15 protein-coding genes are annotated in these 22,818 nt (G+C 71.8%); 7 read left to right on the top strand and 8 right to left on the bottom strand.

Features of this window, described 5'->3' with window-relative positions; all coding sequences use genetic code 11:
- Positions 1-65 precede the first annotated feature (65 nt).
- Positions 66-803, bottom strand: coding sequence for a DUF6807 family protein (locus EP757_RS24330; protein WP_160165871.1), 738 nt, complete (start codon positions 801-803; stop codon positions 66-68).
- Positions 804-931: 128 nt separating this feature from the next.
- On the opposite strand from EP757_RS24330, the gene EP757_RS24335 reads away from it, so the two are divergent.
- From EP757_RS24335 to EP757_RS24345, 3 genes are read left to right on the top strand one after another with little or no spacing between them, the layout of a single operon-like run.
- On the top strand, positions 932-2,671 hold the full coding sequence (locus tag EP757_RS24335) for an ABC transporter ATP-binding protein (protein ID WP_174262442.1): 1,740 nt from the start codon (positions 932-934) through the stop codon (positions 2,669-2,671).
- Positions 2,672-2,724: 53 nt separating this feature from the next.
- Entirely contained in the window at positions 2,725-3,729 is a 1,005-nt protein-coding gene (locus EP757_RS24340; protein ID WP_232049978.1) for an energy-coupling factor transporter transmembrane component T, read from the top strand.
- A 17-nt stretch (positions 3,730-3,746) separates the two neighbouring features.
- A complete protein-coding gene (locus tag EP757_RS24345) occupies positions 3,747-4,283 on the top strand; it encodes an ECF transporter S component (protein ID WP_127549690.1) in 537 nt (178 codons plus the stop codon).
- Here the strand turns inward: EP757_RS24345 and EP757_RS24350 are convergent.
- Positions 4,272-5,261, bottom strand: coding sequence for a hypothetical protein (locus EP757_RS24350; RefSeq protein ID WP_127549692.1), 990 nt, complete (start codon positions 5,259-5,261; stop codon positions 4,272-4,274). The two genes, EP757_RS24345 and EP757_RS24350, sit on opposite strands and share 12 nt — an antisense overlap.
- Positions 5,262-5,486: 225 nt before the next feature.
- On the opposite strand from EP757_RS24350, the gene EP757_RS24355 reads away from it, so the two are divergent.
- Complete coding sequence (locus tag EP757_RS24355; RefSeq protein ID WP_127554414.1) at positions 5,487-7,778, top strand: ATP-dependent Clp protease ATP-binding subunit; 2,292 nt, start codon at positions 5,487-5,489, stop codon at positions 7,776-7,778.
- 1,184 nt (positions 7,779-8,962) lie between these two features.
- Here EP757_RS24355 and EP757_RS24365 read toward each other — a convergent pair.
- On the bottom strand, positions 8,963-10,039 hold the full coding sequence (locus tag EP757_RS24365; protein WP_127549696.1) for a hypothetical protein: 1,077 nt from the start codon (positions 10,037-10,039) through the stop codon (positions 8,963-8,965).
- A gap of 697 nt (positions 10,040-10,736) precedes the next feature.
- Here EP757_RS24365 and EP757_RS44640 point away from each other — a divergent pair.
- Positions 10,737-12,965, top strand: coding sequence for a helix-turn-helix domain-containing protein (locus EP757_RS44640; protein ID WP_127549698.1), 2,229 nt, complete (start codon positions 10,737-10,739; stop codon positions 12,963-12,965).
- Here the strand turns inward: EP757_RS44640 and EP757_RS24375 are convergent.
- Positions 12,939-13,610 (bottom strand): HAD family phosphatase, encoded by a 672-nt coding sequence (locus EP757_RS24375; protein ID WP_127549700.1) that lies wholly within the window; start codon positions 13,608-13,610, stop codon positions 12,939-12,941. The two genes, EP757_RS44640 and EP757_RS24375, sit on opposite strands and share 27 nt — an antisense overlap.
- Before the next feature lie 10 nt (positions 13,611-13,620).
- Complete coding sequence (locus tag EP757_RS24380) at positions 13,621-14,337, bottom strand: mechanosensitive ion channel family protein (RefSeq protein WP_127549702.1); 717 nt, start codon at positions 14,335-14,337, stop codon at positions 13,621-13,623.
- A gap of 125 nt (positions 14,338-14,462) precedes the next feature.
- Between EP757_RS24380 and EP757_RS24385 the strand changes: the two genes are divergently transcribed.
- A complete protein-coding gene (locus EP757_RS24385) occupies positions 14,463-15,200 on the top strand; it encodes an alpha/beta fold hydrolase (protein ID WP_127549704.1) in 738 nt (245 codons plus the stop codon).
- Here the strand turns inward: EP757_RS24385 and EP757_RS24390 are convergent.
- The 3 genes from EP757_RS24390 to EP757_RS24400 all read right to left on the bottom strand — a co-directional run bounded on the left by EP757_RS24390 (position 15,166) and on the right by EP757_RS24400 (position 21,731).
- Positions 15,166-17,826: a LuxR family transcriptional regulator gene (locus EP757_RS24390; protein WP_127549706.1), complete on the bottom strand. Its 2,661-nt coding sequence runs from the start codon at positions 17,824-17,826 to the stop codon at positions 15,166-15,168. The genes EP757_RS24385 and EP757_RS24390 overlap by 35 nt on opposite strands.
- A gap of 3 nt (positions 17,827-17,829) precedes the next feature.
- Positions 17,830-20,451 carry a LuxR family transcriptional regulator gene (locus EP757_RS24395; RefSeq protein ID WP_127549708.1) on the bottom strand — a complete coding sequence of 874 codons (2,622 nt, stop codon included), beginning with the start codon at positions 20,449-20,451 and terminating at the stop codon, positions 17,830-17,832.
- A gap of 92 nt (positions 20,452-20,543) precedes the next feature.
- The gene (locus EP757_RS24400; RefSeq protein WP_127549710.1) at positions 20,544-21,731 is read right to left on the bottom strand and encodes a PP2C family protein-serine/threonine phosphatase; all 1,188 of its coding nucleotides are present in this window, start codon (positions 21,729-21,731) and stop codon (positions 20,544-20,546) included.
- Positions 21,732-21,893: 162 nt separating this feature from the next.
- Between EP757_RS24400 and EP757_RS24405 the strand changes: the two genes are divergently transcribed.
- Entirely contained in the window at positions 21,894-22,721 is an 828-nt protein-coding gene (locus EP757_RS24405; protein ID WP_127549712.1) for an alpha/beta fold hydrolase, read from the top strand.
- Positions 22,722-22,818: the final 97 nt, after the last annotated feature.

A 22,818-nucleotide genomic window follows, 5' to 3' on the forward strand; every position in this document is an offset into this window, starting at 1 on the left:
GGTGGCGGGCTGGCTGACGGGCGGGTCGGTCGGTGGGCGGGTCGGTGGGCGGGCCGGCGTTGAGGCTAGGGATCGGTCAGGGCTGTCCGGGCCAGCGTTGCCAGCGCCTCGGTATCGCGGGGACCTGCGGCGATCGCGGCGGCGTGACGGAAAGCGATCGTGTGGCCGTTGCCCGGAGAGTGCACCGGGGGGTGGGGCGGGTTGGCGTCGTCGGCCACCAGGACGACGCGGGCCGGCGGGGACTGCACCGGGCGTACCTCCGAGGGGCCGTCGCCGGTGAACGACAGTGTGCCCCTCCATCGCAGGCCGCCGCTTGTGGTGCCGGCCGAGCCGTACGTCAGGGGCGCTCCGGAGACGTTCGTGAGGGTGTTCTCGAAGAGCAGGACCCAGCTGTCGTCGCCGGTCAGCTGGGCGGTGAGCGCACGCCATTCGTCGAGGACCGGGGCACCGTCGTGACCGGTCCAGATCAGACGGTGAGCGGCGGTCGCGGTGACACCCGTGGTGGAGAGTTCGCTCAGGGAATCGTCGCTGGTCGGGCGCAGGCGCGGGTGTTCGTCGATGTGCGGTGGTGTCCACGCGGCAGGCGGGAGCGCGTCGTCGGCCAGGGTGCGGATCGCCTGCAATGCCGGTTCAGGCTGATATAAGTAGCTAAATAGAGCTATGTCGCCCGCGAGAACGCTCACCCGGTGGCCGGGCGCGTGGTCGATCCACAGGTCGGTCGGTGTAGAAGCCGCAGGTCGCGGGCACGTCCAGGACTCGCCGGCCGTGCGCAGACCGGTCGTCGTCTCCGCGGTCGATCGCAAGGTTCGTCCCCCGCTCGGAAACCAACACATCCAGACGGGATTCAACGCTGCTGAGCGCCCTCAGTCAACTCGACCGCACATAGACGAGGGTGTGTTCCGGGAAATAAGGATTGCCTATCCTTAGGCTCATGCTGCAGCTGACCGGAGTCTCCGTCCGGCACGAGATCGACGAGGAGTGGGGTCCGGCCCGCCCGCAGAACGTCACCGCCGAGATCAACGCCGGCGAGGTGGTTCTGCTGCTCGGTCCGTCCGGCTGCGGCAAATCCACCCTGACGCTCACCGTGAACGGACTGATTCCGCAGGTCGTCGACGCCCACATGGACGGCACGGTCCGGGTCGGCGACCACGACACCCGGACCACGCCGGTGCCGCGGATGGCCGCCGAGGTCGCCATGGTCTTCCAAGATCCGGACGCCCAGATCGTCACGGCGACCGTCCTCGACGAGGTCTGCTTCGGACCGGAGAACCTGCTTCTGCCGCCCGCCGAAGTGGAGGCGAGGGCCGAGGACGCGCTGCGCCGCGTCGGTCTGTGGGAGCGCCGCGACGAGGAGCCGGACCGCCTCTCCGGCGGCGGGCGGCAGCGCTTGGCGATCGCGTGCGCGCTTGCTCTGCGTACGCCGGTGCTGGTCCTCGACGAGCCGACCGCCAACCTGGACCCGTCCGGGGTCGAGGAGGTCTTCCGCACGTTGCGTGACATCACCGCTGACCGCGACCGTGCCGTCCTGCTCGTCGAACACAACCTCGACGCGGCGATCGACCTGGTCGACCGGGTGATCGTTCTCGATGCCGAGGGGCGAGTCGTGCTCGACGGTCCCGCTCGGGAGACGCTGCGGGAGAACGCCGATCACCTTCTCGAACTGGGGGTCTGGTTACCGGCCGCCACACTGGCCGCGCTGCGCCTGCGCGAGGCGGGGATCGTTTTCGGCCGTCTGCCGCTTACTCCGGCCGAGCTGGCGGCGGCTCTCGACGCGACCGCGACGCTTCCCGCGCTGCTCCGAGATCCCGAGGGCGGCGGCCGGGATCGCATGGCCGGTGCCCGGGATCTCACGACCGGAGGGCGGCCGGCGATCGCCGTACGGGGCCTGAGCGTGTTCCGGGGCTCGACGCGGATCTTGGACGGTGTCGACCTGGACATCGCGGCCGGGGAGTTCGTCGCCGTCGTCGGGTCGAACGGCGCCGGCAAGACCACCCTCGCCCAGGCCCTCGCCGGCGTCATCACGACCCGGCGCGGTGCTGTCACCGCCGACGGCCTCGACCCGGTCACCGCCGATCCGCGGGTGTTCGCCGAGCGGGTCGGGTTCGTGTTCCAGAATCCGGAGCACCAGTTCGTCACTAGCCGGGTGGATGACGAGCTCACGTACGGTCTGCGGGTTCGCGGGGTGCCGGCCGAGGAGGCCGAGGCGCGGGCCGGCGAGCTGCTCGACCGGCTGGGGCTGCGCGAACTCCGTACGACGCATCCGTTCTTGATCTCCGGAGGCCAGAAACGACGGCTGTCGGTCGGTGCCGCGCTGATCACCCGGCCACACGTGCTGGTGCTCGACGAGCCGACGTTCGGGCAGGACCGGGAACGCGCCGCCGAGCTGTTGTCGCTGCTGGACGGCCTGCACGCGGACGGCACGACGATCGTAGTGGTCAGTCACGACATGACGCTGGTCGCCGAGCACGCCACCCGGGTGCTCGTCCTCGACGGCGGGCGGATCGCCGGCGACGGCACGCCTGCGGAGATCTACGCCGACGCGGATCTTCTCGAAGCGACGGGTCTGCGCCCGCCGCCGCTCGCCCGGGCCGCCCGTGCCCTGGTCAACCACCCGGAATGGCACGGTCTCACCCGCCTGGCCGACCTGCCCGCCCTGGAGACGACCCCGTGAACATCCAAGATCCGGGGAACGGGGACGGCAGCGTGAGTTTCCAAGATCCGAGCGTGGGAGACGACCGCGCGATCCTCCAAGATCCGAGCGTGGGAGACGACCGCGCGATCCTCCAAGATCCGAGCGTGGGAGACGACCGCGCGACCCTCCAAGATCCGAGCGTGGGAGACGACCCCGCGACCCTCCAAGATCCGAGGGCCGGCGCCATGACGAGAACCGGCGCCATGACGAGAACCGGGCGGAGGATCGAGGGTGGCCGGCCCACTCATCCGACCGCGAACCGGGGCCGCATCGACCCCCTGCTCGACCTGCGCACCTACAACCCGGTCGTCAAAGTGCTGGCGCCGATTCCGGCCATGGTGGTGTCGATCGGGTCGCGGGACCTCCGTACCCCCGCGATCTTCGCCTTGACCGCCATGCTCATGCTGATCCTTTTCGGACGGCTGCGAGGCCGGACACTGCTGTGGATGATCATCGGGCCGGTAGCGCTAGTGGCTGTCATGACGGTGTCCTTCGGTGTCTGGACCGATCCGGCAAAGGTCGGCGACACGACCGCGCTGCTGACGATCGGACCGTTCACGCTCTGGTCCGGCGCTCTGGCGACCGGCCTCGCCACCGGTCTGCGGGTAGCCAGTGTCATGCTGCTCGCGCTGCTGGCCGGCCTCACCACCGACGGCACCGACCTGGTGCGCTCGATGATCACCCATCTGCGGATGCCCTACCGGATCGGCTATGCGGGCTTCGCGGCGATCAGGTTCGTGCCCCGGTTCCGCCAGGATCTCGAGGTCATCCGTCTCGCCCATCGCGTGCGAGGGGTCGTTTCCGGACAAGGGCTGCTCGGTGTCGGACGACGGTACGCCGGTTACGCCGTACCCCTGCTCGCCGGTGCGATCCGGCACGGTGACCGGGTCTCGCTGGCCATGGAAGCGCGGGGTTTCGGCGCGCATCGCGCCCGGACCGAACGACGGATCGTGCCGCTCCGCGCTCGTGACGCGGTGCTGGCGGCCTGGCTGATTTCGCTCTGCTACCTGGTGCCTCACATATCTGGAGTCGGATAGATGAAACGCGTTTCCTGATGGCGTGCGCGGCGATCGGCGCGGCCACCGGTGTCCTGCTGCTGCCCGCCAACTTCGTCGCGGCGGCGATCTCGGCCGCCGTCCCGCTCGTCTACGCCGCGATGGTCGGTGTCTGGCTGGTCGGGCCGGTGGTGGCGCTCGCGGTGCTCCGGCGTCCCGGCGCGGCGGTGCTCACCATGCTGATCGCCGGGATCATCAACATCCCGACGCCGGCCGGGCCGAGCGCGATCATCACGAACCTGATGGTCGGCGTGGCGCTGGAACTGGGCTTCCTCGTGACGCTCTACCGGATCTGGAAGCCGTGGCTGTTCTACCTGACCGCGGTGGTGTTCGAGACGTTCTACGCGATCTCCGCCTACGCGTTCTTCAACATCGACGACATGGCGGTGGCCGTGCAGGGCGTCTTCTTCGGATTGATGGCGGTCAGCGCGATCGTGTTCACCGGGATCGGCCTGATGATCGCCGGGCGGCTGGAGGCGACCGGTGTGGCGCGGGGGATCGCTCCGCGCCGGCGTCCGGTCCTCTCAGAGGGCTGACCGCGTTACAGCTATGCGGATCGCCGCCGGCTTTCCAGCAACATCCAGATCCAGTCGTACGGGGAAAGCGCCGTCCCCCACGGACGTCGTCGTCACCATGACATCGGCGTTGCCGGCCGTCACCACGGCGGCGTCGTGGATCGATCCGCGGATGCCGGCCATGGCCTGCCACTGATGCGAGTGCGGCCGGAAGTCGAACGCGAACTCCGCCTGCGGCTCGGCGAACTGCCGGTGCTGCAGGCGGACGGCGAGCTGGTAGGCCTCCTCGTCCGGCATGTTCGCCCAGCCGAAGGGGTCGCCGGGCAGGATGCCGATCCGGTCGGTGCGGAACTCGGCGGCGATCAGCTCCTCGTCGCGCCCCCAGAAGACCAGGTCGGCGAGGCCGTCCAGGGTCTCCTCGTGCACCCAGTCGCCGAGCGCGTCCACGTCGGCGAAGACGAACCGGCCCTGTTCGACGACGATGGCGCCGAGCTGCCGTGTCTCCACCGGCGTGCCGGCGCCCATCCAGATCTGGATCTCGCGCCAGCCGTCCGGCCCGGGCGTCGCGGTGACCGGCAGCGGGCGGTCCGCGGGCAGGTCGCCGACCGGCACCGCCGGGACACCGGCGACCAGGAAATCGGGCGCGCCCGTCTTGAGGGCCCGCCGCAGCCGCTCCCGGTGCGGCACCCGGCGCGGGAACAACCGCAGCGCCGCCTGGAAGCCGTGTTCTTCGCAGTGCTCCTGGAAGAGCGCGTGGACCTTCGCGACGCTGTGCTGCGGGATGTCGTACAGGTACCGGCCCGACTGCCTGTCGAACGACCGGGCCGCGGTCAGCGCGTCCGCTCCGGCGATCTCGAAGTCGGCGGCTGCGACGGTGCCCGGCTCGGCGGTCTCGTCCGGCGACAGCTCGCCGGACCACAGCCCGAGACTGCCGCCGTCCATCAGGACGAGTTCACCCGACGGGCAGGTGATCTCGCCGAGCAGCACACTTTCCTTCATGGGCGCGGAGTCTAAACAGGCCGGGCGCCTTCGTGCGAGGGGTCAGTCTCGATCTTCACGGCCTGCAGCCCGGTCGTCGCGGGGCCCCTTGCCGCGCTCCCGAGCGAGATAAGATGACTGCGGGTGGCGCGCCCGCCCGAGCCTGGCCCTCGTCTTCGAGGTGGCCAAGAGTCCCCGACTCAGCGCGTTCCTTGAGTCAACGCGCTTACGAGGGACGTGATGGGGATGTTCGAGCGGTTCACCGACCGTGCGCGACGCGTCGTCGTGCTGGCGCAAGAGGAAGCCCGCCTGCTCAACCACAACTACATCGGCACCGAGCATCTCCTGCTGGGCCTGGCCCGCGAGGGAGAGGGTGTCGCCGCCCGCGCCCTGGAGGCCTCGGGCATCACCCTCGACCGGGTTCGCGAGCAGGTCGAGGAGATCATCGGTCAGGGGCAGCAGCCGGCGAGCGGGCACATCCCGTTCACGCCGCGGGCCAAGAAGATCCTGGAGATGTCGCTGCGTGAGGCGCTCCAGCTCGGCCACAACTACATCGGCACCGAGCACATCCTGCTCGGCCTGCTCCGGGAGGGCGAGGGCGTCGCCGCGCAGGTGCTCGTCCGGCTCGAGTCCGACCTCAACCGGATCCGGCAGAGGGTCATCCAGCTGCTCAGCGGCTACCCGGAGAAGGACGTCACCGCCACCGGCACGGCGACCGCAGGCCCGCCGTCGACGTCGATGATCCTCGACCAGTTCGGGCGCAACCTGACGCAGGCCGCCCGCGAGGGCAAGCTCGACCCGGTCATCGGGCGGGAGTCCGAGATCGAGCGGGTCATGCAGGTGATGTCCCGCCGGTTGAAGAACAATCCGGTCCTGATCGGCGAGCCCGGCGTCGGCAAGACCGCGGTGGTCGAGGGCCTGTCCCAGGCGATCGTCAGCAACGACGTGCCCGAGACGCTGAAGGACAAGCAGGTCTACACGCTCGACCTGGGCGCACTGGTCGCCGGCTCCCGCTATCGCGGCGACTTCGAGGAGCGCCTCAAGAAGGTGCTCAAGGAGATCCGCACCCGCGGCGACATCATCCTGTTCATCGACGAGATCCACACCCTGGTCGGCGCGGGCGCGGCCGAGGGCGCGATCGACGCGGCGTCGATCCTGAAACCGGTCCTCGCCCGCGGCGAGATCCAGGCGATCGGCGCGACGACGAACGACGAATACCGCAAGAGCATCGAGAAGGACGGCGCCCTGGAGCGCCGGTTCCAGCGGGTCCGGGTGGAGGAGCCGTCGCTGACGCACACCATCGAGATCCTCCGCGGGCTGCGCGACCGTTATGAGGCGCACCACGGCGTCAGCATCACCGATCCTGCGCTGGTCGCGGCGGCGACGCTCGCCGATCGATACATCTCGGACCGGTTCCTCCCCGACAAGGCGATCGACCTGATCGACGAGGCGGGCGCGCGGATGCGGATCCGGCGGATGACCAGTGCCGAGGCCGGGTCGGACGTCGGTGAGGAGCAGATCGCGGAGGTCCTCGGCAACTGGACCGGCATCCCGGTCTACAAGCTCACCGAGGAGGAGTCCACCCGCCTGCTGAAGATGGAGGACGAGCTGCACCGCCGGGTGATCGGCCAGGATGATGCGGTGCGGGCTGTCGCTCGGGCGATCCGGCGTACCAGGGCTGGTCTGAAAGATCCGAAGCGGCCGTCCGGCTCGTTCATCTTCGCCGGGCCCTCCGGCGTCGGGAAGACCGAGCTGTCCAAGGCGCTGGCCGAGTTCCTGTTCGGCTCGGAGGACGCGTTGATCCAGCTCGACATGTCCGAGTTCCACGATCGCTACACGGTGTCCCGGCTGGTCGGTGCGCCGCCCGGCTATGTCGGCTATGACGAGGGCGGGCAGCTGACCGAAAAGGTTCGGCGCAAGCCGTTCTCGGTCGTGCTCTTCGACGAGATCGAGAAGGCGCATCCCGACGTCTTCAACACGCTGCTGCAGATTCTGGAGGACGGCCGGCTCACTGACGGTCAGGGCCGGATCGTCGACTTCAAGAACACGGTCATCATCCTCACGACCAACCTCGGCACGCGTGACCTGGTCAAAGCCGTGTCCCTCGGTTTCCAGGCGTCCGAGGAGGCGGCATCCTCCTACGAGCGGATGAAACTGCGCGTGACCGACGAGCTGAAGCAGAACTTCCGCCCCGAATTCCTGAACCGCATCGACGACACCATCGTCTTCCACCAGCTGACCGAAGACGAGATCCTGCACATCGTCGACATCTTCGTCGCCCGCATCGAGCAACAACTGAAGAACAAGGACATGGGCCTCGAACTCTCCGACGCCGCCCGCCGCCACCTGGCCGCGAAGGGCTTCGACCCGGTCCACGGCGCACGTCCTCTGCGGCGCGCCATCCAGCGCGAGCTCGAAGACACCTTGTCCGAGCAGATCCTCTTCAACGACCTACGACCTGGTCAGCGAGTGGTGGTCGACGTGGAGGGAGACCGATTGACGTTCCGAGCAGCCGCCGCCGGCGTCCCGGTGGGGTGACCTGTTCCGGGAGGCGGCCTGTGCCCGCTTGATTTGGGGGCGGGGGGCCGGCTTCCGCTTGATCTGGGGGCGGGTGGACTGGCTTCCTCTTGATCTGGGGCCGGGCGGGCTGGCTGCGCTTGATCTGGGGGTGGGCGGGCCGACTCTGCTTGATCCGGGAGCGGGTGGGCCGGCTCCCGCTCGCTGATGTGCGTGTTCGGGGTTAGCGGCCGTGCGTGCTGGGGCCGGTTGACGAGTGCGGACGTATTCGCTGCCGGCAGCCAGCCGTCGCCGCCGAAGTGGGCGTGGACGAGGCACCGCCCTGGAGAAGACCGACGTGCAGCAGCGGGCCCGGGGAAGAAGACCAGGTGCTGCCAACCGGATGCGGTTCAGCAGCGGGATCGTTTGCCGGGTGCCGGGTGCCGGGTGCCGGGTGCCGGGTGCCGGGTGCCGGGTGCCGGGGGCTTGCGCGGGCATGATCAGCGAGCGACCTCAACCGTCGGCTGGAGTGCGGATCTTCGTGGTCTGCCCGCCTCGGGAACGTCCGATGTCGTCGCTTGCCCGGGCTTCGGTGACGTCCAGCCGCTTTTGCCGTGTCGGCGGCGTGCTGGTCCTCGCCGGTCCACAGGGTGCGCGCACCGTGGGCACGCAGGATCGTCGCGTTGATCTGGGCGCGTGCCAGTCGATGTCGTCGTCGAGTTCGGCCGGGGTGACGACGTGGGCTCCCGACCGTGCCCAGGTGCCGTCCGCGGCCCACCGGCGGAACCGCTGGTACGGCCTCTTCCGCGGCCTGTGCTGCGCGGAGTCTTCCGCGGCCTGTGCTGCCCGCGGCCTGTGCTGCCCGCGGCCTGTGCTGCCCGGGGCCTGTGCTGCCCGGGCCCTGTGCTGCCCGGCGTCTTCCGCGGCCTGTGCTGCTCGGGCGGGTGTCGCGACCTGGGCCTACGACCACCTTGTCCCGGCCGTCCCGAACAGCGGAGGGTGACGGGGATCTTGGATCATCGGGGCTTTGTGGAAAGTTGTAGGTGCTCCAGGCCCCACCATCATCCACCAATCGACGGTGCCGGAGCGGAGCGTGACCAGGGCCGCCGCCGCAGTCCAAGATCCACAGGCGGGCGATGTCGCTGGGTTCGGTTGCTGGGATCGAGGACTCGGGGTACGGCGCGCAGCCGGACGGGGACGAAGGGTGGTGCTGCGGGGCTGGTAGGTCAGGCTGGGTGGGACTCCTGGCCTGCCAGGACTATGAGTTCGCCGGCTGCCATGCCGAGGGTTGTGGTGGCGCCGTCCAGCTGGACGCGGTAGGCGATGGGCGGACCTGCTGCTCCCCAGACGGCGGTGATGATGGTGGCTGTCCGGCCTCGGTTCGGGCCGGCCAGGACTCGGACTCGGGTGCCTGGCGCGTGACCGTCCTCGGCGACCATCAGGAGGGCGTCGAGGATCTGGCGGACGCCGTCGAACGGTGGTGCCGACGGGGAAGGCAGAGCTGCGGCTGCGGCCAGGTGGGTGATCGCCGCGCCCGGGGAGGACCTCGTCGACGTGATCGCCGCGTCCGGGGAGGGCCTCGTCGACGTGACCGCCGCATCGAGGGAGGGCCTCGTCGACGTGATCGCTTCGTCCGGGGAGGACCTAGTCGGCGTGATCGTGGTGGGCTGGGCCTGGGCGGTCGTCAGGGTGGTGGCTGCCTGGCGCAGGAGTGGGTCGGGGCTGGACAGAGCCGACTTCACGGACGCGGCCAGGCGGGGCCACAGGGTGGAGGTGTCGTTCTCCAGCATGGATCTGGCTGCGCGGTCCAGCTCGGCGCACTCCATGTCGACCGCTGTCTCCTCGGCCATCTCGGCCACCCAGGCCAGGCCGGCGGGGTCGGGCAGCAGGGCCGGGGACTCGGCGGCCACGGCCAGGTAGAGCATCGTCAGCAGCTCGGGGCGGCCCTCGCCGTGGTAGAGCCGGCCCACGCCGGAACCGGTCAGGCCCCGGCCCGGCGGGAAACGGTTGACCAGGTGGTGGGGGCGGCCGGCCGGCAGTGAGGCGGCGAGGCGGGTGTCGGCCAGGCGCTCGGTGAAGGAACGGCGTTCGCGCTGCTCGACGAGGCTCTGCCGGAGCGGGTCGGCCGGGTAGATCGTGCGGCCGTGCGAGGCGACCGACTCGCCGGGCTGCAGGCCCAGGTCGGCGATCACGCGGGCGGCCACCGAATAAGGCACGCCGGTCCGTGCGGCCTGCTCACGGATGGCTCGTTTGCGGGCGCGGCCGGGGCGCGGGTTACGCCGCCGGGGATGGGTGTCGTTCATGATCGCCTCCGAGGCAGCCCCACGCACTGCACGGGACGGCAGCCAGGACCGGCGCGCTGAGTCGGCGACTCTTGGCCCGGATGGACGGCCAGGCGTGGGCGGCCGTCCGAAGGCTCTGGCGGGCGCTCCGCCTGGAGTCGACTATAACGCCAGGGCGGGTACCGCCGGGGTCCACAGTGACGGGTCGGTTCGTGCGCTTTGTGACAGCGCGCGGACCGGTTCATGTGCGGGCGGGGATCAGTCGGCGCGCCGGTACAGAGCGCGGCTGCTCGGACGGTTCGTCAGGACCACGGCGCTGTCGACGTACTGATCAATCGTCTAGGACAACGGCCGTGACCGAATCGCCTGATCTCGGATGGTCGCGGGCCAGGCGGGCGGCGATCGCGGCGGAGCCCAGTCGTCGCAGCGGCGGAGGAAAGCCTCCTCCTGCGAGATCCGGTTCCACTGGCAGGCGAGGGCGTAGCGCCCGGTCGGGTCGAAGCCGAGGACTTCGGAGCCGCGCATGACTGGTTTCGCCCGGCAATTGGTCTAGCCTCCTAGGATGCCATACGGGCTGTGAGCGGGACGATCCGTGGCATGTGAGCGGGGACGATCCGCGGGCTGCGGGACACTCCACGCCCTGTGAGCTGGGCGATCCGGGAAGGCGTGGCGGGTGTGAATGTGTTCTCCTACTCGTTCGGCGGGGGAGGGGGACCACGTGTCCGAGTTCGGCAGTCACCTTCGGGGGCTCAGGCAGGCGGCCGGCCTCACCATGGAGCAGCTGGCCGAGTCGTCCGGGGTGAGTGCCCGGGCGATCAGCGACATGGAGCGGGGGCACAGCCGGGCGCCTCAGGCCCGTACGCTCGCGGCGCTGGCCGGCGGGCTCGGGGTGGACGCCGGGGAGTTGCGGCGGGTCGTGCAGGCGGAGAAGGCGAGCGGGGCCGGGCGGCCGCGGATCTGTGAGCTGCCGCGGGCTGTCGGGGACTTCGTCGGCCGTACGAGGGAACGGGAACTGGTGCGGCAGCAGGCCGCCGGCGAACCGGGCAGGCCCGCGCCCGTCGTGGTCGTCCACGGGCAGGCGGGGCTGGGGAAGACCACGCTCGCCGTCCGGATCGCCGACGAGGTGGCGGACGAGTTCCCGGACGGCAGGTTCTACCTGGATCTGCGGGGTACGGACCCGGAGCCGCTGGAGGTCGGCGAGGCGCTGCTGCGGCTGCTCCGGGCGCTGGAGGTGAGCCCGCGGCGGATCGCCGAGACCGACGAGGAGCGGTCGTCGCAGCTGCGGGCGGTGCTGCGGGACCGGCGCTGCCTGCTGGTGCTGGACAACGCGGGCAGTGAGGCGCAGCTACGGCCGCTGCTGCCCGGTGACTCGGCCGGACTCACCGTGGTCACCAGCCGGCGGGTGCTGGGCGGGCTCGAAGGCGTGCTGCGGATCGAGCTGGGGGCGCTGGAGCCCGCGGAGTCGGCGCTGCTCCTGCGGGGGATCGCCGAGCAGGCCGCGCTGCCCGAGGCGGGGGAGGCGGTGGACGCGGTGGCCCGGTTGTGCGGGCATCTGCCGCTGGCGTTGCGGATCGCCGGTACGCGGCTGGCCACCCGCCCGTCGTGGACGGCCTCTCACCTGCAGGATCGGCTCGCCGACGCGGATCGGCGGCTGGCCGTGCTGGAGGCCGGCGATCTCGGAGTGGCGGCGGCGTTCGCGTTGTCGCACGCGCAGCTCTCCCCGTCGGCGAAGATGCTGTTCCGGCGGCTGGCGCACGTGCCCGGCGTCGACTTCTCGCCGGAGATCGCCACGGTCCTGACCGATGAGACCGAGATATCCGACACCCTCGAAGACCTCGTGGATCTCGGGCTTCTGCAGCAGACCGGATTCGACAGGTACCGATTCCACGATCTGATCAAACTCTACGCCGGGCAGCGACTGCACATCGAGGAGGCCGCCGGTGTCCGCGCCGCCACCCGGACCACCATGGTCGACTGGCTGCTCCGGACGGCGATCGTGGCGGGACGATGGTTCGAACCCGCGTACGGCCGCCTCCCCGACGACTGGGACGGCCTGGTCCCGCTGTCGACCCTGGAGGAGGCCGGCGACTGGCTGCGCGACGAGACCGGCAACTGGATGGGCGCGCTGCGAGCCGCCGCCGCCGACGGCCGTCACCAGCTGGTCGTCGACGTGGCGGAGGCGATGCACTGGTATTCGGACCGGACCGCGCGGCACGCCCACTGGTACGAGGTCTACCGGTTGTCCCGTACCGCCGCGGCGCATCTCCCCGACCGCCACCAGGAGGTCACCCACCTCAACTACCTGTCCTGGGCGGCGACCCATTGCGTCCGCCGCCCGGACGAGGGTGGTGACATCGCGATGGACGCGTACCGGATCGCCACCGAGCTCGGCGATGTGAAGGAGCAGGGGTGGGCGCTGCGCTACGCGGGTGACGCCTGGCGCAACGGTGGTCAGACCGAGCGGGCGCTCTGGGCGTACCGGACGGCGCTCCGGCTGGCCGACGAGATCCAGGACCATGACGGGTACGCGCAACTGCGTCCCGGCATCGCGATGTTGCTCAACATCCTGGGGCGGCACGAGGAGGCGCGCGCCGAGTGTGCGGCGGCGCTGCGGGAGATCGACGTCCGGCCGGTCGCGCCGCGGCCGGCGCTCAGTGCCCGGACGTGCGCGCATTCGATCGCGGCCCGGGCGCTCGTGGAGCTGGGGGAGTGGGCGGAGGCGCTGCGCGAGGCGGAGCAGGCCCTGCCGAAGGCGGAGGAGTTCGGCTACGCGGGATACCTCGGTGAGCTGCGCCTGACGATGGGCCGGGCCCGGGCCGCGCTGGGCCTGACCGAGCAGGCCAGGCCGGATCTGGCGCAGGCGGTGGAGCTGCTGTCGGCCGGTTCCTTCCGGGCGGACGAGAAGCTGGCCCAGGAAGCCTTAGAGGCTTTGGATCTCCGCGCCTAGGAGAGCCATGTCGCTGAACGTCCGCGTGGCGCCCGCCCTCAGCAGCACCGCCGGCTCGTGGTGGGCGAAGCTGTCCGGCGGGCAGTACCCGAGGACCGTCGCGCCGGCGGCGACCCCGGCCCGCACGCCGGTGGGGGTGTCCTCGACGACGACGGCCCGGGCCGGGTCGATGCCGAGCCCGGCGGCGGCGGCCAGGTAGACGTCCGGCGCCGGCTTCGAGTACGCCGTCTCCATCCCGCTGTAGATCTGCCCGGCGAAGACGTCGTCGAGGCCGACCTTGGTGAGCTGGAGTTCGATCTTGCGCCGGTCGGCGCCGCTGGCGACGGCGACGCGGCCCTCGTAGAGCTTGGCGATCTGCCGGGCGGCGTCGATCGCACCGGGGATCGGCTGCAGCGAGACGGCCAGAGCCTCGTCCCGGCGCCGGCGGAACTCGGCGATCCACTCGCTGGTGACGGCGAACCCGGTGTGCTCCTCGATCACGCCGACCTCGTCGGTGAGGGCGCGGCCGACGAACCGCCGGAAGCCCTCCTCCTCGCTGATCTGCCAGCCGAGGTCCTGGAGCATCGAGCGGAGCACGGCGTTGGTGATGCGCTCCGAGTCGACGAGGACTCCGTCGCAGTCGAAGAGCACGGCGTCGAACGGCATGCCGCCGACCCTATTCGTCGTGCCGTCGTCGTGAGGCTTCGGCACCGGCGGCGGCGACGAGTGCCACATCGGCGCCGGGATCCTGGAGGACGGCGGCATCGGTGGAAGGGAGCGGCCACTCGCCGTCATACGGGCCCACGGCGGAGAGCATGAGCTGTGAGTTCGGGATGTTCAGCGGCCCGTCCTCGGTGTCCAGGATGGTGTAGAGCAGCCCGGCCGAGACGATCACGCCGACGTGCGGGCCGTTCAGCGCGCCGGACATCACGCGGACCCGGCGGCCCGGCACGTAGGGGCGGGCGAGGAGCAGGACCAGCCCGGCGAACAGGTTGCCGAGCACCGGCTGCGCGGCCAGGCCGACGATGATGCCGGTGACCGCGCCGCCGACCAGCAGATGTTCCAGCCCGACGCCGAGCATGTCGCACACCGACGCGATGACCAGCACGTATCCGCCGAGCAGGACCAGCATCCGCAGGGGCGTTCCGGCTTCGTCACCGGCTCGGGCCACCGCGATGCGGTGCACCTCACGCGCGGCGGAGCGACTTGCGCTGATGCCGAGGATCAGGACCAGCAGAGCGCATCCGTACGAGAGAAGCTGCTCTCTTCGGGAAGCACCGTCGAGGTTGATCTGTGTGCTGACGACGAGGGCGACGAGCGCTCCCAGCCCGTATATCACCGCCCGGCGGAAGTCGGGCCGGATGTGTTCCTCGATCAGCCGTTTGCGCCACATCGCCGTTCCACTCCCCTTTGATCTTGGAGAGAGATGCTAGGCGAGCAGTCGACTGACGGACGGCACCGAGGTCTCCGCGACGAAGGATGGAGCGCAAAGGCCCCCCAACACTGGAGGAAACACCCATGTCGACCACCCCGACCGTCGTGCTCGTGCACGGCGCCTTCGCCGACGCGTCCAGCTTCGCGAAGCTCATCCCGGAACTGCTGGACTCGGGCATCAAGGTCGTCGCCCCGGCCGTGCCGAACCGCAGCCTCACCGGCGACGCCGCCTACATCGCCTCGGTGGTCCGGCAGATCGACGGCCCGGTCGTGCTCGTCGGCCACTCCTACGGCGGCGCGGTGATCACCGTGGCCGGCGCCGAGGAGAACGTGACCGGCCTGGTCTACCTCTCCGGTTACGCCCTCGCGCAGGGGGAGAGCCTCGGCCAGCTGCAGGGCGGCTTCCCCGACTCGGACCTCGCCGCCGCGCTGGTCTACACCAAGTACCCGGTGCCGGGTGCGGAGGACGGCACCGACGTGTCGGTGGACATCGAGAAGTTCCCGGCGGTCTTCGCCCACGACGTCGACCCGGCGCTGGCCCGCGTCCTGGCCGTCTCGCAGCGTCCGCTCACCGCCCTCGCGTTCGGCGAGCCGGCGCCGTTCGCGGCCTGGAAGACCAAGCCGTCCTGGGGCGTGGTGTCCAGTTCCGACCACACCATCAACCCGGACGTGGAGCGCTTCGGCTACCAGCGAGCCGGCGCGACGGTCACCGAGATCGATTCGTCGCACCTGGTGATGCTCTCGCACCCGAAGGAGGTCGCCGACATCATCCGTGAGGCGCTCGCCGTCACGACAGGTTTCCGAGCTGGTGCCGCCGGCTGATGCCGGTCTTGCGGTAGACCCGGGACAGGTGGGTGCCGACGGTCCGGGCCGACAGGAACAGCTTCTCGGCGATCGCCCGGTTGCTCAGCCCCTGCGCGGCCAGCGCGGCCACCTGCCTCTCCTGCGGCGTCAGCGTCGCCACGCCGTCGTCCTGCGGGGTCGCGCTCTGCGCGCCCACCGCGATCTCGCGGGCGGCGAGCCCGGCGGCGCTCTCCGCGCCGAGTTCGGAGAAGATCTTTTCCGCGTACGTGAGGAGCAGCCGTGCCTCCCGCGGGCTCCGCCGGCGACGCAGCCACACGCCGTAGTGCAGGTTGGCGAGGGCGTGCTCGTACGGGTAGCCGTTCTCCGCGGCCGCCGTCCGGAACGACTCCTCGTCGGCGTCGGCGCCGGCCAGCACCGCGTCGCTGAGGTGCAGCAGCGCGACCATCCGGGGGCTCGGGTCGGCGCCGGCCGCCTCCCGGACCCGGGCCACCACCGTCCGGGCGTCGTTCTGCTGCCCGCAGCGGACCGCGGTGATCGCCAGTTCGGCGACGCTGCGTGAGGAGAGGTACGGGTGCAGCGGCCGCCCGTCCAGGTCGAACATCATCCGCAGGTAGCGGTAGCCGTTCTCCTGGTCGCCGCCGTCCGCCGAGGCCAGTCCGGAGGCGCGCAGCAGCCGTACGTGGGCGGCCCGGTTCCCCTGGATGTCGAGGCGCTCCCACGTCTCCCGGGCCAGCCGCGTCGCCGCTTCGTGCTCGCCGCGCAGGGCGTGCAGCAGCGCCCGCATCGCCGCGAGAGTGACCCGCATGGCGGGCAGCCCGGCCGTGCGGCCCGGGTCGGTGAGGGTCTGCGCCCGCTCCCAGTCGCCGGTGTCGATCAGCGCGCCCACCAGTGTCGGCAGCACCCCGAACCCGGGCGCGGCATCGCTGTCGACGGTCCGGCTCAGCAGGCCGGCCGCCAGCTGCGCGCGATCCTCGGCCGTGGCGATCGCGCCGATCAGCCCCAGCCGATGCCGGTCGGCGGGCAGCAGCACGGTCTCCGGCGCCGGCACGGCGACGGTCTCGAGCAGGTCCCGCCCGGCGTGCCGGGCGGGTGCCATCACCTCCCGCACGTAGGCGGCGATGGCCGGGTCGGCATCGTCGCCGGCGGCGGCGAGCAGAGGAGGCAGGCCCTGGCGGTGGTCGTCGTCGCAGGTGACCCAGGCGATCTGGGCGGCGATCAGGGCCAGCTGGGCGGAGTCGGCCGGGTTGGCGGGCGGGCCGGCGCGGTGGGCGGCGGTGACGATGCCGTACGCCTCGTGCAACCGTCCGGCCCAGTGCATCGCGATGGCGGCCGGGCGGGCGGCGGCGGCGAGCACGTCCGGGTCGTCGGTGAGGCGCCAGACCTGGGCGTACAGCTCCGCGGTCCAGCCGGTGTCCCGCAGATCCCGGGCGTCGGCCACGGCCTGGGTCAGCCGCCGGGCCGCGCTCTGACTCGAAGGCGTCCGCTCCGCCGCCTGCTGCATGGCGGCGGTCGCCTCGTACCGGTCGCCGCGCCGCCGGAAGATCGCCGCGGCCCGTTCCAGTTCGGTGGCGATCCGCTCGTCCGGCCCCGACTCGGCGGCGGCCAGCTGCAGCGCACGGCGCTCGGGCCGGTCACCGAAGGCGTCCGCGAGGTCCCGGTGCACCCGGCGTCGCAGGTGAGCTGACGCAGAGCGGTAGGCGGCCTCGGCAGCGAGCGGGTGCCCGAACCGGACCACGCCGTCGTCGATCGTGATCAGTCCCGCTTCGACGGCGGGATCCCAGTCGCTCGCGACCGCGGTCGTGAGGGCGGACAGCCGGGTGGCCTCGGTGGGGAAGCCCGCTGCCGCGGCGTAGAGCAGCAGGGTCCGCGATCGGTCGGGCAGCCAGGCTGTGGCGTCGGTGAACTCGGCCAGCAGGCCGCCCGCCGGGGAACCGGGGTCGGCTAGCTCGATCAGGGCTGCCGGGTTGCCGGCCGCCCGGTGCAGGATCGTGGCCCGGTCGCGGGCCGAGCCGGTGTGGTGGCGGCCGTCCAGGAGACGGGCGGCGTCCTCCGGGCCCAGCGGCTCCAGGTGCAGGACCTGGGCCGTGCCCGGCTGCAGGACCTGGGCCGTGCCCGGCGTCGACCGGCCCGCCTGGGTCGTGCCCGGCGTGGACCGGCCCGCCTGGGCCGTGCCCGGCGTGGACCGGCCCGCGGTCAGGACGGTGATCCGGGGAGAGCCGGCCAGGGTGGTGACGGTGGTCAGGGCGGCCGGATCCAGGTCCTGGATGTCGTCGGCGACGATCAGGATCGGGGTGGTGCGGGCCACGGCTGCTATCGCGGCGCGGACCACCTCCGGGAGCTCGTTCTCCGGTGGTGGGGGTAGTTCGGGGTCCAGGCCGAGGAAAGCGTGCGCTGGTCCTCGTACCGGGGAAGGAAGGTCGGAAAGATCGTGACGGACCGCCAGGAGGAGCTGGCGCAGCGGCCACGGGCCCGGACCGCCCCGCAGGACGAGCACCCGCCGGCCCGCTTCGCGCGCTGCCCCCGCCGCGGCTGTGAGCAGGGCGGACTTGCCGGAGCCGCGATCGCCGGTGAGGTGCAGGGACTGGCCGGCCCGGCTGATCCGATCGAGTTCGCCGTCGCGGCCGATCAGCTGCGTGAAGGGCATGTGTCAGTTTCCGATCAGGGTGCGGAGCTGATGGCGGCTGCCGACGCCGAGTTCCGCGTAGATCCGGTAGAGGTGGGAGCCGACAGTGCGCGGCGAGAGGAACAGCTTGTCGGCGATCTGCCGGTTGCTCAGGCCGTCGGCGGCCATCCGGGCGATCATCTGCTTCTGCGCGGTGAGGGCGGTGAACGCCTCGGCCTCGGGTTCCGGCTCGCCGGCCGGGCGCAGAGCGACCGGGAGACCGTGGAGGGCCTGGTCGGCGTGGCCGCGCGCGCCGAGACGCAGGAACGTGTCGCGGGCGGCCAGCAGGTGCGGGCGGGCGTCGTGCATGCGGCGGCGTCCGCGCAGCCACAAGCCGAGGTTGAGCTGGGCTTCGGCGTATTCGAGGGGCCAGTGCATGGCCCGCCGCGGGTCGGCGAGGGCGCGGTGGAAGTGCTGCTCGGCGTCGTCGGTGTCGTCGAGCAGGGCTTCGGCGTGCGCGAGCAGCATCGCCAGGCGATCCGTCGGTGCCGGACCGGCGGATTGCCGGGCCGACGACACGATGCGGGCGGCTTCGGCCCGGTTGCCGGTCCGGGCCGCGGTCAGGGCCAGCTGCGGCAGGCTGCGCGGTCCGAGGAAGTAGTGCCGGGGCTCGCCGCCGGCGTCCCACAGGCGGCGGAAGTGCTGGTAGGCGGTGTCGTGGTCGCCCGCTGCGAGAGCGGTCATGGCGACGGCCCGCTGTTGCAGGCTGTCGATCAGGGTGGTGCTCGGCAGCAGCGGGAGGTCGCCGAGCGTGGCCGTGCCGTCGTGGCGCAGCGCCCGCAGGGTGGCCCGCAGTGCCGGGAGCGCCGAGTCGAGGACCGGGACGCGCACCTCGGCGCACCGGGCGGCGCTGTCCAGCAGGCGGTCCGCGTCGGACCACCGGCCGGCGTCGATCAGCGCCACCACCATCAGCGGGAACGCGCCGAGGACGGCGCCGTGCGCGCCGTACTGGGTGCCCATGTCCCAGACGGTGTGCAGCTCGCCGGCGGCCTTCGCTGATTCGTCGAGCAGGAACGCGATGGTGCCGGCCAGGAGCATCCGGGTGACGCCGGCCGGACCGGTGGCGTCCGAGCGCGGGCAGCGGGCGGACGTGGCGAAGCCGGCCGGGTCGGCGATGGCCAGGACGGTGTCGCGTACCAGGCGGGTGTCGTCCTCCTCGCCCGCGTCCTCCTCGCCCGCGTGCTCGCCGTTCACTCCGGTCGGCGCTCGTCCGGCCGTGGCCGGAAGCATCGCGGTGAGCTGGGCGCGGTGCTCGGGCGCGCCGGAGTGCAGGGCTGCCGCGGCGGCGACCAGCGTGGCGGACAGGGCGATCCGGTCGTTGCCGGCGGCGGCGCGGGCGGCCCGGGCGGCGACCGCGAAGGCCTGTCCGGGCTGCGCCGAATGGACCAGCGCGTATCCGGCGCCGCAGGAGGCCAGGCCGGCCACGTGCGGGTCGCGGGTCAGCGCGGTCGCCTTCTCGTAGAGCTGGATCGTCCACTCCGGGTCGCCGCTGCGATGGGCGGCGAAGACGGCGCGGGCGTACCGGCGGGCGGCGCTCTCGTCGTCGCCGCTGCGCTCGGCCGCGGACTGCAGCGCCGCGGCGGCGGCCAGGTAGTCGCTGCGGGCGAGCGAGCCGCCGGCGGCGGTCTCCAAGGCGGCGGCGACCACCTCGTCGCGGCCCGGGTTGCCCTCGGCGAGATGCCGGGCGCGGTGGTACGGGTCGTCGGTCGCGGCAGCGAGGTTGCGGTGGGCACGGGCCACGTCGGCGGGTGTCTCGACCACGGTGCACGCGGCCTGGTGCAGTGGGTGCCGGAAACGGGCGCGCCCGTCGCGTACGGTGATCAATCCGGACTGCTCGGCGGGCGTCCAGTGCCGCAGGTCCAGCGACATGCCCGCGGCCCGGGTCAGGATGCCGATGTGCTCGGCCGAACCGGCGAGCGCGGCGTGCAGCAGCAGCCAGCGGGTGGCCGGCGGCAGGGCGCGGATCGCGGCCGGGAACTCCTGCGGCAGCTCGCCGTGCGGATCGCCGAGCACCCGCAGCGCGAGGGGATTGCCGGCGGCGCGGCGCAGGATCTCGGCGCGGGCGCTCGTGCCGGGCAGCGCCATGGTGCCGAGCAGCCGGGCGGCGGCCTGGTCGGTGAGCGGGCCGAGGTCATAGCGGGGGATGCCCGGGGTGGCGGTGTCGGGCAGTACGCCGTCGCGGGCGGCGAGCAGCACGGCGATCCGCTCGGTGGAGGTGTTGCGCAGCGCGGACGCGAGGATCCGCAGCGATGCGTCGTCGGCCTGGTGGACGTCGTCGGCCACGATCAGCGCCGGCCCGTCGCGGGTGAGCAGGTCGAAGGTGAGCAGCAGCGCGGTGACCGCCGCCGGCTCGCCGTCGGGGGTGCGGAGATGCTCCGGCAGGGCGTCTGCGCACGTGTCGAGCAGGTGCTGCGCCAGCGCGTGCGGCCGCAGCGCCCGGATCCGGTAGCCGCGGTGACGGGCGTCGCTGACCGCCGCGTCGAGCAGCGCGGTCTTACCCGTCCCGGCCGCGCCGCTGAGCAGCAGCGACGCCGGTCCGTGGCGGGCGGCGCCGACGACCGCGGTGAGGTCGGCCAGCTCCCGTGCCCGGCCGATCAATCCGTCCATGTCGCGCCCCCGCCCTCGTTGTCCGAAGCTTTTCTTCGAAGGAACAGTGCACTACCCCGAAGCTCTCCGCGCCAGGCAGAAAACATGAAGTCTCACGTTTCTGCGTCCTGCGGGATGCGGATCGCCAGCATCGCCACGTCGTCGCCGCGAACACCGCTGAGCAGGCCCGCAGCGGTGGCGAGGAGCTCGTGCGGGCGGCCGCCGGCGCGCAGCCGGCGGTACAGGGTGGCGAAGCTCTCGTCGATGTGCCGGTCCCGGTCCTCGACGAGACCGTCGGTGTGCAGCAGCACCGTCGAGCCCGCCGGGAGCGGGTAGGTGTACGTGTGCCGCGGCGAGTTACGGCGCATCCCGAGCAGCATGTCGTTGCCGGTCAGCGGGCGGACGTCGCCGTCCGGGTGGATGACCACGGGCGGCGGGTGGCCGGCGTTCGACCAGCGCAGCCGGTGCCCGCCGTTCGGGGCCGGTTCCACGAAGGCGACGACGGCGGTGGCCATCGTCGGCTCGCCCAGGGCGTGGTTGGCCGCTTCCAGGCGGCGCAGCAGCACCGACGGGGGTTCGCGGCGGTCGACCAGGTAGGCGCGGAGCATGCCGCGCAGCTGTCCCATCCCGGCGGCCGCGCTCATCCCGTGACCGACGACATCGCCGATGACCAGGGCGATCCGGCCGTGCGCGGCGGGCACGACGTCGTACCAGTCGCCGCCGACCGTGGTGCCGGCGTCGGCGGGCAGATAGCGGGCGGCCAGCTCGTACCCGTCGACACGGGGCAGTTGCGAGCTGATCGCGCGTTGCAGGGTCTCGCTGGCCGCGCTGGTGGCGTCGTGCCGGATGGCCCGCTGCAGCGCCCGGGTGACGTAGAGCACGAGCGTCACCACGAAGGCCCGGTCCGCGCCGCCGAACTCGCGGGGCCGGTCCCAAGCCAGCAGCAGGGCGCCGGGGACACCGGGCAGCGGCGCGCAGACCGCCGCCTGCCAGCCCAGCCGGTGGACGTCGCCGGCCAGGGCCGGGCGGGCGGCCATCAGCTCCGCCGGTCCGGCGTAGAAGCGGGCCAGGCCCTCCCGCTGCACGGGCGCGGTGAGTGAGGCGGCGACGCCGTTCCTCAGCGGTGTGCCCACCATCACCACCTCGGCGTGGGTGGTGGCGAGCATGTCACGCATCAGCACCGGCACGGTGGCGAGCACGTCGGCGGTGGTGACGGTGGCGGACAACAGTTCGCTGGCCCGCAACAGCCGGCGGCTGCGTCTGAGCGCCGCGTCGGCGGGCGCGAGTGTAGAGATCGGCATGCTGCTCAGCGTTGCTGTGCGACCGGTGCGGTGCATCCGTCGAATGACTGCCACCGGTGCGGGAGCAGTCATTCGACGGATGGCACAGCCGTTCGGAGTGGGCAGTTTTGAGCCCGAAGCCGATGCGGGACCGTCCCGCTGCACAATCCGGAGGGTTCAGCCATGCCTTACATCACCACTGACGACGGCACCGAGATCTTCTACAAGGACTGGGGCAACAAGGACGCCCAGCCGATCGTCTTCAGCCACGGCTGGCCGCTGAGCAGCGACGCGTGGGACGTCGAGATGAAGCTCGCCGCCGACAACGGCTTCCGGGCCATCGCCCACGACCGCCGCGGTCACGGCCGGTCGACGCAGACCTACTTCGGCAACGACATGGACACCTACGCCGCCGACCTGGACGCCCTGGTCCGCGCCCTGGACCTGCGCGACATCATCCTGGTCGGCCACTCCACCGGTGGTGGCGAGGTCGTCCGGTTCGCCGCGACGCACGGTGTCGGCCGGGTCGTGAAGATCGCGACCGCCGGCGCGGTCCCGCCCATCATGGTCAAGTCGGAGAGCAACCCGGAAGGCACGCCGATCGAGGCGTTCGACGCGATCCGGGACGCCGTGCTGGCCGACCGCTCGCAGTTCTTCCAGGACCTGTCGGCGCAGTTCTTCGGCACCAACCGCGAAGGCTCGACGATCTCGCAGGGCGCCCGCGACCAGTTCTGGCGGCTCGGCATGCAGGCCGGCTTCGCCGCGGTCTACGACTGCATCAAGCAGTTCTCGGAGACCGACTTCACCGCCGACCTGCAGAAGCTCGACGTCCCGATCTTCATCGCGCAGGGCGACGACGACCAGATCGTGCCGCCGGCCGCCGCGTCCGAGAAGGCCATCAAGCTGGTCAAGAACGGCACGCTGAAGCTGTACCCGGGCGGCCCGCACGGCATCGCCGGCCCGTACCAGCAGGAGCTCGACAAGGACCTGCTGGAGTTCTGGAAGAGCTGAAGTCAGCGACGGACGACGTCCTGCCGGTGGCGGTTCCCGGTGGGGTGTCGTCGTTCTGCTCGCTTGGCCGTCGGCTCGATCTCCTGGCCTGTTACCG

It is taken from the genome of Actinoplanes sp. OR16, assembly GCF_004001265.1.
Classification (GTDB): Bacteria; Actinomycetota; Actinomycetes; order Mycobacteriales; family Micromonosporaceae; genus Actinoplanes.

What these genes read in the sequence shown, in the direction of transcription:
- EP757_RS24335 (WP_174262442.1), top strand. Translation starts at nt 932, where the DNA reads ATGCTGCAGCTGACCGGAGTCTCCGTCCGGCACGAGATCGACGAGGAG.
- EP757_RS24345 (WP_127549690.1), top strand. Translation starts at nt 3,747, where the DNA reads ATGGCGTGCGCGGCGATCGGCGCGGCCACCGGTGTCCTGCTGCTGCCC.
- EP757_RS24350 (WP_127549692.1), bottom strand. Translation starts at nt 5,261, where the DNA reads ATGAAGGAAAGTGTGCTGCTCGGCGAGATCACCTGCCCGTCGGGTGAA.
- EP757_RS24355 (WP_127554414.1), top strand. Translation starts at nt 5,487, where the DNA reads ATGTTCGAGCGGTTCACCGACCGTGCGCGACGCGTCGTCGTGCTGGCG.
- EP757_RS24365 (WP_127549696.1), bottom strand. Translation starts at nt 10,039, where the DNA reads ATGAACGACACCCATCCCCGGCGGCGTAACCCGCGCCCCGGCCGCGCC.
- EP757_RS24375 (WP_127549700.1), bottom strand. Translation starts at nt 13,610, where the DNA reads ATGCCGTTCGACGCCGTGCTCTTCGACTGCGACGGAGTCCTCGTCGAC.
- EP757_RS24380 (WP_127549702.1), bottom strand. Translation starts at nt 14,337, where the DNA reads ATGTGGCGCAAACGGCTGATCGAGGAACACATCCGGCCCGACTTCCGC.
- EP757_RS24385 (WP_127549704.1), top strand. Translation starts at nt 14,463, where the DNA reads ATGTCGACCACCCCGACCGTCGTGCTCGTGCACGGCGCCTTCGCCGAC.
- EP757_RS24390 (WP_127549706.1), bottom strand. Translation starts at nt 17,826, where the DNA reads ATGCCCTTCACGCAGCTGATCGGCCGCGACGGCGAACTCGATCGGATC.
- EP757_RS24395 (WP_127549708.1), bottom strand. Translation starts at nt 20,451, where the DNA reads ATGGACGGATTGATCGGCCGGGCACGGGAGCTGGCCGACCTCACCGCG.
- EP757_RS24400 (WP_127549710.1), bottom strand. Translation starts at nt 21,731, where the DNA reads ATGCCGATCTCTACACTCGCGCCCGCCGACGCGGCGCTCAGACGCAGC.
- EP757_RS24405 (WP_127549712.1), top strand. Translation starts at nt 21,894, where the DNA reads ATGCCTTACATCACCACTGACGACGGCACCGAGATCTTCTACAAGGAC.